The 14637-nt window shown below is 71.1% G+C and carries 14 protein-coding genes; all 14 read right to left on the bottom strand.

Going from position 1 to position 14637, the window contains the following annotated elements; genetic code table 11:
• Positions 1-76: 76 nt before the first annotated feature.
• Positions 77-1384: a glycoside hydrolase family 3 N-terminal domain-containing protein gene (locus tag ACQ5BE_RS03895; protein ID WP_430295559.1), complete on the bottom strand. Its 1308-nt coding sequence runs from the start codon at positions 1382-1384 to the stop codon at positions 77-79.
• A gap of 48 nt (positions 1385-1432) precedes the next feature.
• A complete protein-coding gene (gene smpB / locus ACQ5BE_RS03900; protein WP_208709278.1) occupies positions 1433-1906 on the bottom strand; it encodes an SsrA-binding protein SmpB in 474 nt (157 codons plus the stop codon).
• Between the two features lie 76 nt (positions 1907-1982).
• Entirely contained in the window at positions 1983-3416 is a 1434-nt protein-coding gene (locus tag ACQ5BE_RS03905) for a peptidoglycan DD-metalloendopeptidase family protein (protein ID WP_430295560.1), read from the bottom strand.
• A gap of 19 nt (positions 3417-3435) precedes the next feature.
• Positions 3436-4350, bottom strand: a complete 915-nt coding sequence (ftsX, locus tag ACQ5BE_RS03910; RefSeq protein WP_208709283.1) for a permease-like cell division protein FtsX — start codon at positions 4348-4350, stop codon at positions 3436-3438.
• Positions 4347-5066, bottom strand: a complete 720-nt coding sequence (gene ftsE, locus ACQ5BE_RS03915) for a cell division ATP-binding protein FtsE (protein ID WP_430295561.1) — start codon at positions 5064-5066, stop codon at positions 4347-4349. The genes ftsX and ftsE overlap by 4 nt, the downstream gene beginning before the upstream one ends.
• A gap of 111 nt (positions 5067-5177) precedes the next feature.
• Positions 5178-6185, bottom strand: coding sequence for an alpha/beta fold hydrolase (locus ACQ5BE_RS03920; protein WP_430295562.1), 1008 nt, complete (start codon positions 6183-6185; stop codon positions 5178-5180).
• Positions 6178-6840: a TetR/AcrR family transcriptional regulator gene (locus ACQ5BE_RS03925; protein WP_430295563.1), complete on the bottom strand. Its 663-nt coding sequence runs from the start codon at positions 6838-6840 to the stop codon at positions 6178-6180. The genes ACQ5BE_RS03920 and ACQ5BE_RS03925 overlap by 8 nt, the downstream gene beginning before the upstream one ends.
• A complete protein-coding gene (locus tag ACQ5BE_RS03930; protein WP_430295564.1) occupies positions 6837-8399 on the bottom strand; it encodes an AMP-binding protein in 1563 nt (520 codons plus the stop codon). The genes ACQ5BE_RS03925 and ACQ5BE_RS03930 overlap by 4 nt, the downstream gene beginning before the upstream one ends.
• Positions 8396-9460, bottom strand: coding sequence for a branched-chain amino acid ABC transporter permease (locus tag ACQ5BE_RS03935; RefSeq protein ID WP_430295770.1), 1065 nt, complete (start codon positions 9458-9460; stop codon positions 8396-8398). The genes ACQ5BE_RS03930 and ACQ5BE_RS03935 overlap by 4 nt, the downstream gene beginning before the upstream one ends.
• Before the next feature lie 50 nt (positions 9461-9510).
• A complete protein-coding gene (locus ACQ5BE_RS03940; protein WP_208709291.1) occupies positions 9511-10383 on the bottom strand; it encodes a branched-chain amino acid ABC transporter permease in 873 nt (290 codons plus the stop codon).
• Positions 10380-11228, bottom strand: a complete 849-nt coding sequence (locus ACQ5BE_RS03945; RefSeq protein WP_430295565.1) for an ABC transporter ATP-binding protein — start codon at positions 11226-11228, stop codon at positions 10380-10382. Before ACQ5BE_RS03945 ends, ACQ5BE_RS03940 begins: the two co-directional genes overlap by 4 nt.
• A complete protein-coding gene (locus ACQ5BE_RS03950) occupies positions 11225-11983 on the bottom strand; it encodes an ABC transporter ATP-binding protein (RefSeq protein ID WP_430295567.1) in 759 nt (252 codons plus the stop codon). Before ACQ5BE_RS03950 ends, ACQ5BE_RS03945 begins: the two co-directional genes overlap by 4 nt.
• A 1-nt stretch (position 11984) precedes the next feature.
• Positions 11985-13181 (bottom strand): substrate-binding domain-containing protein, encoded by a 1197-nt coding sequence (locus ACQ5BE_RS03955; RefSeq protein WP_430295568.1) that lies wholly within the window; start codon positions 13179-13181, stop codon positions 11985-11987.
• Positions 13182-13496: 315 nt separating this feature from the next.
• The gene (gene prfB / locus ACQ5BE_RS03960; protein WP_208709297.1) at positions 13497-14618 is read right to left on the bottom strand and encodes a peptide chain release factor 2; all 1122 of its coding nucleotides are present in this window, start codon (positions 14616-14618) and stop codon (positions 13497-13499) included.
• Positions 14619-14637 lie beyond the last annotated feature (19 nt).

Raw genomic sequence — 14637 nt, forward strand, 5'->3', positions numbered from 1 at the left:
CGGGCTGACCGCTCCGGCGGCCCTGCGACCATCGGAACAGCCAGTATAGCGCGCGACCGCCGCAGAATATTCCGGCTCACCCGCGGAGCAGCAAACCGGCCGATTCCTTGGCCGTGAGGACGGCCAAAGCTGCGGCGTCGACGGTCCGGGCGAAGGCGGGATCGGTCTTCGCCCGCTCGACGATCCCTGCCCACACGCGAGGCGCCAGATTCTGGTTGGTGCACAGGGCCACCGTGCCCCCGGCAGCCAGGAAGCCGCTCCCCCGGCCTTCGGGCGGGACGGAGGCCAGCTGGGCGGCGTCGCAGATGTCGTCGGAGACCACGATGCCGCGGAAGCCGAGGTCACCCCGCAGCATGCCCTGGATGACCGTCGGGGAGAACACGGCGTCGTTCGCAGCGTCGATGGCCGGGTACCTGGCGTTGGAGATCATGGCCCACGGGGCCCCCGCCCGCACGGCCGCGCTGAAGGGAGCCAGATAGGGGTCACTTCGGCCTGTCACGGGGTCGGCCACGCCGGCGCTGACGTCGGTGTTGGCCGTGACACGCCCGAGGCCCGGGAAGTGCTTCGGCGCGGTGGCCACGCCGGCGTCGGCCATGCCCTGGGCGAAGGCCACGCCGTGGGACGCGACCGCGTCCGGGCTGTAGCCGTACTCGCGGCCCCACTTGCCGATGGGCGCGTTGCCCGGCGCGAACTCCGCCGACGGCACGGTGTCCAGGACGGGAGCGAGGTTCACGTTGACGCCAGCGGCCGCCAACTCGCGGCCCCAGGTCCGGGCCGCTGCGCGGAGCGCGGCGGGATCCATCGCCCCCTGGTCGATCGCCGCAGGAATGTCCGAGAACCCGGGACCGCGCAGGATCTGCACGTTGCCGCCTTCCTGGTCCGTCGCGACGAACTGCCCCACCCCGAGCGTGGCGTCCGGCGTGGCCTCCGCCTTCAGGGCGGCCACCACAGCGGACACGGCCGCCGCGCCAGCGGTCGTGCGCCCCTTGAGGAAGACGTTGCCGATGTGGAGACGCCGGAGGGCGTCCAGGCTCGCGGCATCCGCTCCGGTCACCGGCGTCCCGACCATCACGACCTGCCCCACGCGCTGCTCAAGCGTCATCGACGCGAGGATCTGCTGCGCGCGGCTGGGCGCCGGGGCCTGGGACGCGCTCGGAACGGACGACGGCGCGTGGCTGCCGCCCCCCTCGGTGCTCGCCGCGGGCGTGGTCTCGCCGCCACCGCCGACCGACGCCCCGGGCGAGCCGGACGCGGAGGCGGCAGGCGGCGTCGTGGGTCCCGGCTCCGGTGCGAGCAGTCGCACGAGCACTGCCGACGCGAGCGCGAGCCCGACGATGATTCCTGCGGCTGCTACGATCCAGGTCCGTGTCCGTGGGTGTGCCATGGCCTCCTCAGGCGGGATCGCGGCGTGTCCGCGTCCCGGGACGGCGCCTCACCGGCGCCGGTTGCGCTCCCGCATCTCGCGCAGAGCCTCGCGCTTGTCCTGCGCCTCGCGCAGGGACTGCCGCTTGTCGTAGTCCTTCTTGCCTCGGGCCAGGGCGATCTCGACCTTGGCGCGGCCGTCGTTGAAGTACATCTGCAGCGGCACGACCGTCAGGCCGGACTCATTGACCTTGTGCTCGATCTTGGCCAGCTCCTCGCGGTGCAGCAGAAGCTTGCGCTTGCGCTTGGAGGGGTGGTTGGTCCACGAGCCCTGGGTGTACTCCGGAATGTTCACGGCCTCGAGCCACAGCTCACCGCGGTCGAAGTGGCAGAATCCCTCGCCGAGGGAGACGTGCCCGTCCCGGAGGGACTTCACCTCGGTGCCCATCAGCACGAGGCCGGCCTCCCAGGTGTCGAGGATGTGGAAGTCGTGCCTGGCCTTGCGGTTCGTGGCCACAACCTTCCGGCCACTCTCTTTCGGCACGGCGCTGCTCCTTTTCCTCGTTCCGCTCTCCGCGGTGGACGGCGCCCCCGCCGGTCCGGCGAGGGAAGATTTCAGTCTACAGCAGGCCCATCGGGTCGACCGGCGAGCCGTTGAGCCAGGTCTCGAAGTGCGAGTGGCAGCCGGTCGAGTTCCCCGTGGTTCCGGAGTAGGCGATGAGCTGGCCCTGGCTCACGTACTGCCCGGGGCTCACCGCCACGGAGGTGTTGTGGTAGAAGACCGTCGTCAGGGAGTTCCCCTGGACCACCCCGTGGGAGATCATCACGGTGTTCCCGCCGCCGTTGTTCAGCCAGCCGGCCGTCGTGACGGTGCCCGCTGCGGGCGCGTAGACGGGCGTCCCGCAGGGGGCCCCGAAGTCGATCCCGGTGTGCATGTATCCGCCGGTGCCGTAGAAGTCGATCGATCCTGGCGGTGTCGCCCGCCAGCCGAAGCCCGAGGTGATCGGGATGCCGCGGAAGGGGTTCGCGAGGCCGAACGCGGACGGCGACCCGGGCCGGACGGCGTTGTCGCGCGCCGCCTGAGCAGCGGCCTCGGCCGCCGCCCTGGCCTGGCCTGCGGCGAGCGCGGCCTGGCGGGCCTCCTCGGCGCGCTGCTCAGCGATGCGGCGCTGCTCGGCCTCCCATGCCTCGCGCAGCCTCCGGTCGCGCTCGGCGATCTCCGCCGCCACCTGGTCCTGCTGGGTCTTGAGGTCCGCGATCTGCTTCTGGATGGCCGGTTTGGCGGCCTCGAGCTCCTTGCTCAGCCGCGAGGTGTCGTCGATCAGCTTGTCCACCGCGGCCTTCTTCGCCGCCGCGTCGTCCCGCGCGGCCTGCTCCTTGCGCAGCGCCTCGTCGGCGAGTGCCTTGAGCTCCTTGATCTCGGACTCGACCGCCGCGAGGCGTGCCTCGGAGTTGACGTTCGCGGCGCTCTGCTGGGAAAGCTGGGTCAGTGCCGCATTCTGGCTCTCCATGACCTGGTCGGCCAGGTCCAGCGAGCTCGTGAGGCTCCCGCCCTCGCCCGAGCCCAGCATGAGGCTGAGGTTCGACGGGACGCCGCCGGACATGTAGGCCTCACTCGCGATCTCGCCGATGAGCTTCTTCGTGCTGTCCATCTTGCCGCGGTCGGCCTCGATCTGGGCCGTGATCTTCGCCTTGTTCTGCTGGGCAGCGTCGACGCGCACGGCGAGGGCGTTGACCTCGTTGGTCGCGGCGGTGACGCGGGACTGGGCATCGAGCAGTGCCTGCTGCGCCCCGGGCAGCTGGCCCTGGTAGGTCGCGAGGTCCGCGGCGGTCTGGCGGATCCTGCCGTCGAGGAACTCGAGATTCTGCTGGACCTCCTGCGCACGCTGGTTCAGCTGCGACTGCTTGTCGTCGAGGTCGTCGGCGGTCGCCGCGGGTCCGGAGGCGCAGAGCCCCGCGAGGAGGGCGACGACGACGGCAGCGCCGGCCGCCCTGCGGCTCCTGCCGCCGACGTGTGGCTGACGGACCCCCGGTCCCAGCGCGCGTTTGTGCATCCTCGTCCCTCCCAGCGGACTAGACCTTGAGATACCGACGAAGGGTCAGCATCGACGAAACCCCCGCGAGAACGATCCCCAGCGCGATGAGCAGGGGGGCGAGCACGAGGGTCTGGGACGGCGAGATGAACGCCGTCCCCGGGTACTGGGCCGTGAGCACGTCGCCCAGGAAGAATTTGGCGACGGCCCAGAGCGTCGCCGACGCAAGGACCGCCCCCACCACCGCCGCGATGACGCCCTCGAGGACGAAGGGCAGCTGGATCATGAGCTTCGACGCGCCGACGAGGCGCATGATCCCGGTCTCGCGGCGTCTGCTGAATGCGGAGAGCCTGATGGTCGTGGCGATCAGCAGGATCGCGCACACGATCATGATGCCGGCGATCACGATGGCCACGAGCGAGGCGACGTTCATGACCGAGAAGAGCCGCTCGAGGACCTCGCGCTGGTCGCTCACGAGCCGGACGCCCGGCCGCGACGAGAAGGTCTCACTGATGATCTGGTACTTCTGGGGGTCCTTGAGGTTGACCCGGAACGAGGCCGGAAGCTGGTCCGGGGTCACCGAGTCCACGATCGGCGAGTTGGCGAACTGCTCCCGGTAGTGCTGGTACGCCTCGTCCTGCGACTCATAGTGGTAGTCGTTGACGTACTGCGCCACGGCGGGCGTCTCGAGCAGCTTCGTCAGGGCCGCGCGCTGGTCCTCCGTCACGGCCCCCGAGGTGCATCCCGGCGCCTTGGCGGTTCCGTTGCAGAGGAAGATGGCGACCTGGACGCGGTCGTACCAGAAGCCCTTCATCTGGTTGATCTGGAGCTGGAGCATGCCGGCCGCGCCCACGAACGTGAGCGAGACGAACGTCACGAGGACCACGGAGACGACCATGGTCAGGTTGCGGCGGAGTCCACCGGCGATCTCGCCGAGGATGAACGCGGCCCTCACTCCCCGCCCCCTTCCGCGGTGACGTGCGGGATCATCGAGGTGTACAGGGCCTTGGCCTCGTCGCGCACCACCTGGCCGTCGACGAGTTCGATGACGCGCTTGCGCATCGAGTTGACGATGTCGGTGTCATGGGTGGCCATCACGACCGTCGTGCCGTTCTGGTTGATCCTGTCGAGCACCGCCATGATGCCCTGGCTCGTGGTCGGGTCGAGGTTGCCGGTGGGCTCGTCCGCGAGGAGGATCCCGGGGCGGTTCACGACGGCGCGCGCGATCGCCACGCGCTGCTGCTCGCCGCCGGAGAGCTCGTGGGGCATGCGGTGGCCCTTGCCTTCCAGGCCGACGGTCTTGAGGACCTCGGGCACAGCGTCCCGGATGATCGTCCGGCTCTTGCCGATCACCTGCATGGCGAAGGCCACGTTCGCGAAGACGGTCTTCTGGGGCAGCAGGCGGAAGTCCTGGAACACGACGCCGATGCCCCGCCTCAGCCTGGGAATCCGCCAGCTCGGGAGCGTGGCGACGTTCTGGCCCGCGACGAACACGGCCCCGCTCGTGGCCCGGTCCTCACGCATCACCAGCCGGAGGAAGGTGGACTTGCCGCTGCCGGAGGCGCCGACGAGGAACGCGAACTCCTCCCGCTCGATCTCGAGGCTCACAGAGTCGAGTGCCGGGCGGGCTTTCCGGTCGTAGACCTTCGTGACGTTCTCGAAGCGGATCATCGGCTTTCCGGCCCGTGGACGCGCGCGTCCGACGCCCGGCGCACGGGCAAGGCTCGGGGGCAGAACGCGCCGGCTGCTCGACTATAACCATGGGGATGGGCCGACACGCGGCTAACCCTTCGGCGTGTCGCCCTCGGCGACGCGCACTGCCTCCTCCGTCCTGACGCCGCGCCCGCCGAGCGTTGCGCGCGCGACGGACGCGGCGCCGTCGGGCGTCATGACGATGGTGTAGTGGTTGGTGCCCGGGACCTCGCGGACCTCGATCGCCGGGTAGGCCGCCCGCCAGCGCTCCATCGCCTCGTCCGGGTACAGCCGGGCAGGGTCGTCGAAGAATCCGCGTTCGGCGCGCAGGAACACTGCGGGGACGCGGAGCCGCTCAAGCGCGCTCAGGAGCACTGCGCCGCCGTAGAGGTCCTCATTGCCGTCGGGGATCGCCGTGGGGACCGTGGAGGGGTGCAGGTGGGGCGCCTCGCCGTCGAGGTCGTAGCGGACGTAGTCCTCGACCTCTCGGGACCACGCGTGGGCGAACGCCGCATGCCCGCGCCAGTACTCCAGGTACGCCTCGGGACTCGCGAACTCCCTGGTCAGGCGCTCGAGGGTGGGCCCGAGGAGCGCCTCGAGCGCCTCGTCCCGCGTCATCCCCGGGGGCGCCTCGAGGGGGAAGCCGCCGTCCACGAGCACGAGCCGGTCGACGAGCTCGGCGTGCCGGTCGGCCAGGACGAGGGACGCGAACGCACCCATCGAGTGGCCCACGACGACGGCGGGCCGGTCCGCGCTGGCGCCGGCCGACCGGAGCACGGCGGCCAGGTCGTCGGCGTGCTGGGCCATCCCGTAGGGGCCGGGCAGCGAGCTGCTGCGCGCTCGCCCGCGCAGGTCCGGGGCGACCACCCGCTCGGGCGCCGTGCGCGCGGAGGCCGGCCCGCCGTCGTCGGCCGTGCGGCCGAGCAGGGCACGCGCGACGAAGGGCCACGCGAGGTGCGAGGACGTGACCCCGTGCACCGCCAGGACGAAGGCAGGCTCGCCCGGTCCCTCCTCATGCCCGCGCGACCACTCGCCGACCCGGAGGCGCCCGCCGCGCACGTCGACGTCGAAGGTGCGGTAGGCCAGCGTGTCAGTCATGCCGGACGTCCTCTCTGGGTGGGGCCGCTGGGGGCGGCGCGTCGGGCGCGAGGCCGCGCTGGATGAGGGCCATGAGCTCGTCGAGCACGTGGTCGGGGATGTCGCGCGGCGCGCCGTCGGCCTCGCCGACCCCACCCGCCTCCCAGAGGATGTACCGCATGCCGATGAGCTCGCCCATGCCCATGAGCGCCCACGCGGCGATCTCGGGGTCAAGCGCGCGAACCTCTCCCGCGTCCTGCGCGGCGGCGAGGCCGTGGGCGTAGCTGCGGACGATCCGCTCGTAGTGCCGGCGCTGCGCGCCCGGGGAGACGAATTCGGCCTGCCGGATGATCCGGTAGAGGGCTGGGTGCTGGGCGGTGAAGCGGAAGAACGCCCGGAAGCCCTCACGCTCCGCGTCGAACCGGTCCTCGGCGGTGCGGGCCGCCTCCGTCATGGCGCGGCGGACGCGCGCGTTGAGGTCGTCCACGACCTCATCGAAGATCTCCTGCTTGCCCCCGAAGTACAGGTAGAAGGTGCCGAGGCCGATCCCCGCCTGCTCGGTGATCCTCACGATCGACGCGTCGTGGTAGCCCGCCGAGGCGAAGACATCCTCCGCCGCGGCGAGGAGGCGCGCCCGCGTGCGCGTCCCGCGGGCCGTGCGAGGCTGCGCGCTCATCGCGCTCCCTCCCCCGGCACCCGCACGGCACGTGACTCGGCGCGCGCCCTGAGCCTGGCCCGGGCCGCCTTGTGGAGTCCCGTGCGGGGGATCTCTGCGACGAAATCGATGCTCCGGGGCACCTTGAAGCGGGCGAGCACGCCGCGCAGGTGCTCCCTGAGCTCTTCCGCGTCAGTGGCGCAGCCGGGCCGCACGACGACGAACGCCGCTCCCGCCTCGCCCCAGCGCTCGTCCGGGACTCCGACGACCGCGGCGTCGGCCACCGCCGGATGCGCGAGGAGGGCCTGCTCGACCTCGGACGGGGAGACGTTCTCGCCGCCGGAGATGTAGAGGTCCTTGAGCCGGTCGACGACGCGCAGGAACCCCTCGGCGTCGCGCTCCACGACGTCCCCCGTGTGCAGCCAGCCGTCGACGAGCACGCGGGCGGTCGCGGCCGGATCATCGAGGTACCCCGCGAAAACCCCCGGCCCCCGGACCCACAGCTCGCCGCGCGCAGGCCCGTCGAGAACGGCTCCCGTCGTCGGGTCGGCGACCGCGATGTCGACATGGGGGTACGGCGTCCCCGCGGATCCGACCCGGCGCAGGGCCTCCTCCGGGGCCAGGCAAAGGACATTCGGGCCCGCCTCGGTGAGCCCGTAGCCCTGGGTGAGGGCCACGCCGCGGGCATGCCACGTGCGCAGGAGCGGCGCGGGCATGGGCGCGCCGCCCACGACGGCGCGGTGCAGGCTCGTCAGGTCCGCCTCGCCGAACCCCGGGTGCTGGGACAGCATGAGGTAGTGGGCCGGGACGCCCATCATGGTGGTCACCCGGCGCTGGGCGATGAGCTTGAGGATGCGGGCGGCGTCGAACCCCCGTTCGAGCACGACCGTGGCGCCCGTCCACCATGCCAGGAGCGCCAGGATGTTCCATCCGCCCACGTGGAACTGCGGCATGATGCACAGCACCACGTCGTCCCGGCTGACCTCCACGGTGCGGGAGAACGAGAGGTTGGTCCAGAAGCAGTTCGCGTGGGTCAGGACCGCAGCCTTGGGCCGGGCTTCCGTGCCGGACGTGAAGACGATCAGGAGGGGGTCGTCGTCGCCCACCGCGGCGTGGGGGACGGGTTCGCCGCGGGGGGGCAGGCTCCGTTCGATGCCTCCACGGCCCGGCTCCGCGGTGGACGGGCTCACGGGCATCAGGGCCGCCGCCGCGCGCGCGAGGGCCTCGTGCTCCGGCTCGACGGCGAACAGGACCGGCGCGGCGACCTCCAGCTGCTCGGCGAGCTCGCGCGGCGCGAGCCGCCATGAGAGCGGAACCAGGACAAGCCCGGCCTTGGCGCACGCGAAGAAGAGCACGACCTGGTCCGCGCTGTTGCCCGTGAGCGTTGCGATGCGTTCGCCGGGCCGGTACCCGGCGCCGAGCAGGGCCGCTGCGAGCGCGGCCGCCCTGGCCTCGAGCTCACCGTACGTGAGGGTGACGCCGCGGTCGTCCACGGCGGTCCGCTCGGGCATGCTGGACGCGCGGTCGGTGGTCCAGCGTCCCAGCGTGTGCAGCCCGTCGGCGGGTGCGGATCGGTTCACGCGTCCTCCAGGATCTTCTCGAGGCGCTCGGCGGGTTCGGGCGCACGGGTTCCCGCGCGGCGTCGTGCGCGCAGCCTGCCTGCGGCGCCGGCAATCCCGCCGGGCATGAAGAGCACGACGAGGATGAACAGCGTACCGAGGATGAACAGCGGTTCCGAGAGGGGAATCCGCAGCACCGGGGGCAGCTCCTTGATGGCCGGGGAGGCCGCGAGCGCCGCGAGCCGCTGGTCCAGGAGCGTGTACAGGACTCCCCCGACGACCGCGCCCCAGCGGGACCCGACACCGCCGAGCACCACCATGACCAGCAGCGTGATGGTGAGGTCCGTGGACACCGAGCGCGGCACGGCCCCCGACTGCAGGAGCAGGTACACCATGCCCGCGATCGAGGCGAGCGCCCCTCCGACTGTGAAGACGAGCAGCTTCGCGGGGAACGGGGTCAGACCGAGCACGCGCACGCGCAGCTCGTTCTCGCGCACCGCCTCCGCGACGTGCCCGGCACGGCTGCTCTGGATCCACAGCACCACCGCGTAGACCAGCACGAGCGCCGCGAGCGCCAGCCAGTACAGGTTGCGGGTGTTCACCACTCCGACCAGGCCGTCGGGGAGGTTCTGTGTGGCGAGGCTGAGCCCCTCGTCGCCGCCCGTCGCGTCGCCGGGATTGCGGCGCACCAGCACGGATCCGGCCTGGGCGAAGGCGAGCGTGACCATGGCGAAGGGGATGCCTCCCACGCGCAGGCTGATGCTCCCGACCGCGAGCGCAAGCACGATCGCGAGGACCAGGGCGAGCGCGGCGGCCGGGACGAGCGGGAGCCCGAGGTGGGCGAGGATCACGGCGAGGCCGTACACCCCGGCGCCGAAGGAGAGGGCATGGCCGAAGGAGAGCAGTCCCGCGGCCCCGAGCAGGAGGTGATAGCTGAGGGCAGCGGCGGCCATCGCGAAGCACAGGGCGACCAGCTGGAGCGTGCCCGGGGTGTACGTGGGGCCGGGGAGGATGCCCGGGAGGTCGATCGCGAAGAGCGGCAGGACGGCCAGTGCCAGGACGGCCGCCGCTCCCCCGGCCATCCGTGCCCACGGCAGCCGCGGGCGCTGTCCCGTCTGCGCCTGGGCCCCGCTCATGACGCCGCCCCGAGGAGTCCGCGGGGCCGCACGAGGAGCACGACGGCGAGCGCGAGCACGACCACGAAATCACCGATCCCGAAGTAGAAGTTGGCGAACTGCTGGAGGACCGCGACCCCGACCGAGGCGATCGCCGCCCCCGTGAGCGAGCCGAGGCCGCCGATCACCGTGACGATGAAGGCGAAGATCAGGAGGGAGCCGCCCAGCAGCGGCGAGACATAGCCGAAGTAGTGGCTCGCGAGCACTCCGCCGAGGCCCGCCGCGGCGCCGCCGATCGCGAAGACGAGCGTGAAGGCCCGCCGCACGTCGATGCCGAGCGCCGTGACCATCGCCCGGTTCTCCACCCCCGCGCGGATGATGAGCCCGTAGCGGGTGCGCTTGAGGAACAGCACGAGTCCGGCCAGGACGAGCGCGGCGCACAGGATCGCGACGAAGCGGTCGTTGGGGATCCTGGCCCCGAGGATGTCGGTCGTCTCCTCGAACCACCCAGGCCCGGAGATGTAGACGGCGTCGGTTCCCCAGATCCCGTCGAAGAGCGCCACCGTCGCGAGGGCGAGGCCCACCGTGACGAGCACCTGCTCGATGTGGCGCAGGTAGAGCGGCCTGATGAGGACGAGCTCGGTCACCGCGGCGACCGCTGCGCCCGCCAGCACCCCCACGAGCAGTGACAGCGCGAAGGCGCCCCACGAGTCGGCCCCGAGCCTGCGCGCGGTCTCCCAGCCGAGGAAGGCGCCGAGCGTCAGGAAGGACCCGTGCGCGAAGTTGAGCACGCCCATGAGCCCGTAGATGAGGGACAGCCCGGAGGCGACGAGGAAGTACAGCGCCCCCAGGCCCAGCCCCGTGACGAGCAGGAGGATGACGGTGCTCATGGCCGGGCCCCCTCGCCGGGGGACGTCGTGTACGACGCCGCGTGGGCACCCCGGGCGGGTGGGCGGCGCTCGTCGGCCGAGCGGGCGGCGTCGTGCCCGTGTCCCTCTGATCCCACGCCGAGGAGCCGGCGGGTGAGCGCCTCGTCGTCGAGCAGCGCCCTGGCGTCGTCCGCGCGGTGCACCACCCTTCCGCCGGAGAGGACGACCACGCCGGCGGCGAGGCGGCGCACGACTGCGAGATTCTGCTCGACGAGGAGGATGGGCACGGCCTGCGCGGCCGTCTCCAGCGCGGCGGCGACCTCCTGGACGACCTTGGGCGCGAGGCCCTTCGTCGGCTCATCGACGAGGAGCACCCGGTTCTCGTTCAGGAGCGCCCGTGCGAGGGCGACCATCTGCTGCTGCCCGCCCGAGAGGGTGCCCGCGGGCTGCTGGGCCCGCGCGACCAGATCCGGGAAGAGCGACTCGACGAACTCCCGGCGCTCTGCCGAGGCCTTGCCGCGGACCGCGAGCTGGAGGTTCTCGGCAACGGTCAGCTTCGAGAAGACCTCGCGGTCCTCCGGGACGTAGCCGACCCCGCGCTGGACGATCCGGTGCGTCGCCTCGCCGTCGATCCGCTCGCCTCCGAGGCTGACGCGTCCCGAGCGGCCGATGAGGCCGAGGACGGCCTTGAGCGTGCTCGTCTTGCCCACGCCATTGCGCCCCAAGAGGGCGGTGACGCCCCTTCCCGGGACGGAGAAGCCCACGTCCTCCACGACCTGCTGGCCGCCGATGTGCGCGCGCAGGCCCTCGACCGTGAGGATGGGCGACGCCGACGTCCGGCCGCCCCGATCCGTTGCCGTGCTCATACCGGCTCCCCGAGGTAGGCGGCCTGGACGGTGCTGTCGGCCATGACGGCCTCCGGGGTTCCGATGGCGAGGAGCCGCCCGTGGTGCATCACGGCCACACGGTCGACGAGGCCGAGGACCACGTCCATGTGGTGCTCGACCATGAGGACGGTGGTCCCGCGGTCCCGGTGGAGTCCCCGGATGACCTCGCTGAGCGCTCCCACGTCCCCTGAGCCGACGCCGGCCATGGGCTCGTCGAGGAGGACCACGCTCGGGTCGGTGGCGAGCATCATGGCGATCTCCACCTTTCGCTTGTCGCCGTGGGACAGGTCGCCGGACCGGTGGTCCTCCTTGCCGGCGAGGCCCACCTCGGCGAGCCGTTCGCGGGCGGTTCGGGTCGCGGCGTCGTGCCTCCTGGGGAAGGCGAGGACCGAGAGGCTGCCGCCGAGCCGTGCCTGCGCCGCGAGCCGGACGTTCTCCAGGACGCTGAGCCCCTCGAACAGGCTCGACGTCTGGAACGTCCGCCCCAATCCGGCGCGGGCTCGGCGGTGCACTGCCAGATGGGTGACGTCCTGGCCGTCCAGGAGCACCCGCCCGGCCGTGGGGCGGACGAGGCCGGAGAGGAGGTTGAAGAGCGTGGTCTTGCCCGCACCGTTGGGGCCGATGACGCCGAGCATCTCGCCCCGCGCGACGCCGAACCCGACGTCCGCGAGGATGCTCGCGCCGCCGACGGCGAAGCCGAGGCCCTCGACGGCGAGGGCGGGATGGGCCGCCACGCTAGCTCTTCTTCTCGGCCGGGGCGACCTGGTCCGCAGGGACCGTCTTGACGAGCTCGGGGGTCCAGGCGCCGTCCTTCTGGACGAGCTTGGCCTGGTACATCGGCTGCATCAGCACGTGGTCCGAGGCGCGGACGCTCTCCTTGCCCTTGGGACCGTCGAACTCGTAGCCCTCGAGCCCCTTGACCATGTCGTCCACCGACGCACCGGACTTGACGGCCTGGACGATCATCTGGCCTGCGACGAACCCGTCCGGGGTGAAGAGGTCCACCTTCTTGCCTGCGGCCTCGACGTCCTTGACCATCTCCTGCTCGACGGCATTGTTGCCGCCCGCGCCCTTGAAGTAGTGGCTGAGGAAGCTGATCTTGCCGCTCGCGGCACCGTAGGCCGAGTAGGTCGAGGTGTCGCCGAGGCCAGTGACGACGGGTGCGGCGTCGAACACGCCTTGCTGGGTGAGTGACTGCCACATCGCGCCGCTCGTGGCGCCGGCCCAGGCCACGAAGGTCATTGCGGGCTTGGCGTCGATGATCTGGCGGGCAAACGGCGTGAACTCGGTGGCGTCCTCGGGGACGAGGACCTGCTCCACCGTGGCGCCCTTGGCGCCGAGCACGGCCTTGACCGCGGCGACGTTGCCTTGGCCGAAGGCGTTGTTCTGCGCGAAGACCAGGACCTTCTTGCCCTGCAGGTTCTCGACGAAGGTGCCGGCCGTGGCGACGTCCTGGAGCGACTGGCGGCCCGAGCGGAACGTGTACTTGTTGATGCCCTGGAGCGCGTCCGTCGCGGCGGGGCCGGAGATGTAGAGGACCTTGTTCTGCGCGGCCTGCTCGGCGAGCTTGAGCGCGACGCCTGAGACCACGGTGCCCGCGAGGATCTTGTAGTCCTTGCCGATGAGGTCCTTGGCGAGCGCCACGGCCTTGTCCGGGTCACCCGCGTCGTCCTGGTAGGTCAGGTTCAGGGTGGCGTTGCCGACCTTGCCCGTCCCGCCGGTCGCGTACTTGATCCCGGCCTGGAGGCCCTCGTAGTAGGCCTCGCCGTAGGCCGCGAGGGGCCCCGTCTTCGAGTAGACGATGCCCACGTTGACCGTCCGGGCCGCATCAGAGGAGCCGCCCGAGGCGCTCGACGAGCTGGGCGCGCATCCGGTCGCGGCGAGGCCGGCGGCGAGGGTGGCCGCAAGGAGGAACTTCTTTGTTGCCTTCACGGGAGTGCCTTTCGCAGAAGCTGCAGGAGTGCGGAACGAGCAAACATGAAAGGTGATTCAGGTTACGGAAAACCTACGACGCCGCCGCGCTGCCGTCAAGGCTCCCCCACCCTCCGCCGAGGTCACCCCGTGTGAACCCGAGGTCACCCCCTGTGAACCCGACGTCACCCCGTGTGAACCCGAGGTCACCCCGTTTGCGCGCGACGTCACCCCTTGCACTCCGCGTCCACCGCCGAAACCGCGACGCGCCGCGCCGCCACGGACGCAAGAAAGCCCGGCGCCTCACAAGAGGAGCCGGGCTTTCTTCGCAGCGGGTCAGCTTTCAGCAGCGCCCTGGCGCTGACCGGCACGCCAGCGGATCCCGGCGTCGATGAAGCCGTCGATGTCGCCGTCGAGCACCGCCGCAGTGTTTCCAACCTCGTGTTCCGTCCGCAAGTCCTTGACCATCTGGTAGGGGTTCAGGACGTATGACCGCATCTGATCGCCCCACGATGCCTTGACGTCGCCTGCGAGGGCCTTCTTCTGTGCGTCTTCCTGCTCCTTCTTCAGGAGGAGGAGGCGGGACTGGAGAACGCGCAGCGCAGCGGCGCGGTTCTGGATCTGCGACTTCTCGTTCTGCATCGACACGACGATGCCCGTCGGGATGTGTGTCAGGCGGACGGCGGAGTCAGTCGTGTTGACGGACTGGCCGCCGGGGCCCGAGGAGCGGAAGACATCCACGCGGATCTCGTTGTCCGGGATCTCAATGTGGTCCGTCTGCTCGATGAGGGGAATCACCTCAACCGCTGCGAAGGAGGTCTGGCGGCGGCCCTGGTTGTCGAAGGGGCTGATGCGGACGAGGCGGTGGGTGCCCGCCTCGACAGAGAGGGTGCCGTAGGCGAACGGCGCGTTGACCTCGAAGGTCGCCGACTTGAGGCCGGCCTCCTCCGCGTACGAGGTATCCATGACCTTCGTCGGGTAGCCGCGGCGTTCGGCCCAGCGGAGGTACATGCGCATGAGCATCTCGGCGAAGTCCGCGGCATCGACGCCACCAGCCCCCGCGCGGATCGTCACCACGGCATCCCGCTCGTCGTAGTCGCCGTTCAAGAGCGTCACGACCTCGAGTTCTTCAAGAGCCTTCCTGATCGAGCCGAGTTCCCTGCCTGCCTCTGCGAGCGAGTCTGGATCGCCCTCCTCTTGGGCAAGCTCGACGAGCACCTCAAGGTCATCGATGCGCTCTCCGAGCTTCTCGACACGCTCGAGCTCCGACTGACGGTGAGACAGCCGAGAGGTCACCTGCTGTGCCTTCGACGGGTCGTCCCAGAGGTCCGGGGCGCCGGCCGCCTCGCTTAGCTCCGCGATCTCGGCACGCAGAGACTCGACGTCGGTCACCTGCTCAATGGAGTCGTGCGTTGCGCGAAGCGCGCGGATCTCTGCGGGGAAGTCGATCTCAGCCATAACCATCCAAGGTTACGCC

Source organism: Sinomonas sp. B1-1, assembly GCF_050474465.1.
In the GTDB taxonomy this organism is placed as follows: domain Bacteria; phylum Actinomycetota; class Actinomycetes; order Actinomycetales; family Micrococcaceae; genus Sinomonas; species Sinomonas flava.

What these genes read in the sequence shown, in the direction of transcription:
- ACQ5BE_RS03895 (WP_430295559.1), bottom strand. Translation starts at nt 1,384, where the DNA reads ATGGCACACCCACGGACACGGACCTGGATCGTAGCAGCCGCAGGAATC.
- ACQ5BE_RS03905 (WP_430295560.1), bottom strand. Translation starts at nt 3,416, where the DNA reads ATGCACAAACGCGCGCTGGGACCGGGGGTCCGTCAGCCACACGTCGGC.
- ftsE (WP_430295561.1), bottom strand. Translation starts at nt 5,066, where the DNA reads ATGATCCGCTTCGAGAACGTCACGAAGGTCTACGACCGGAAAGCCCGC.
- ACQ5BE_RS03920 (WP_430295562.1), bottom strand. Translation starts at nt 6,185, where the DNA reads ATGACTGACACGCTGGCCTACCGCACCTTCGACGTCGACGTGCGCGGC.
- ACQ5BE_RS03925 (WP_430295563.1), bottom strand. Translation starts at nt 6,840, where the DNA reads ATGAGCGCGCAGCCTCGCACGGCCCGCGGGACGCGCACGCGGGCGCGC.
- ACQ5BE_RS03935 (WP_430295770.1), bottom strand. Translation starts at nt 9,460, where the DNA reads ATGGCCGGGGGAGCGGCGGCCGTCCTGGCACTGGCCGTCCTGCCGCTC.
- ACQ5BE_RS03940 (WP_208709291.1), bottom strand. Translation starts at nt 10,383, where the DNA reads ATGAGCACCGTCATCCTCCTGCTCGTCACGGGGCTGGGCCTGGGGGCG.
- ACQ5BE_RS03945 (WP_430295565.1), bottom strand. Translation starts at nt 11,228, where the DNA reads ATGAGCACGGCAACGGATCGGGGCGGCCGGACGTCGGCGTCGCCCATC.
- prfB (WP_208709297.1), bottom strand. Translation starts at nt 14,618, where the DNA reads ATGGCTGAGATCGACTTCCCCGCAGAGATCCGCGCGCTTCGCGCAACG.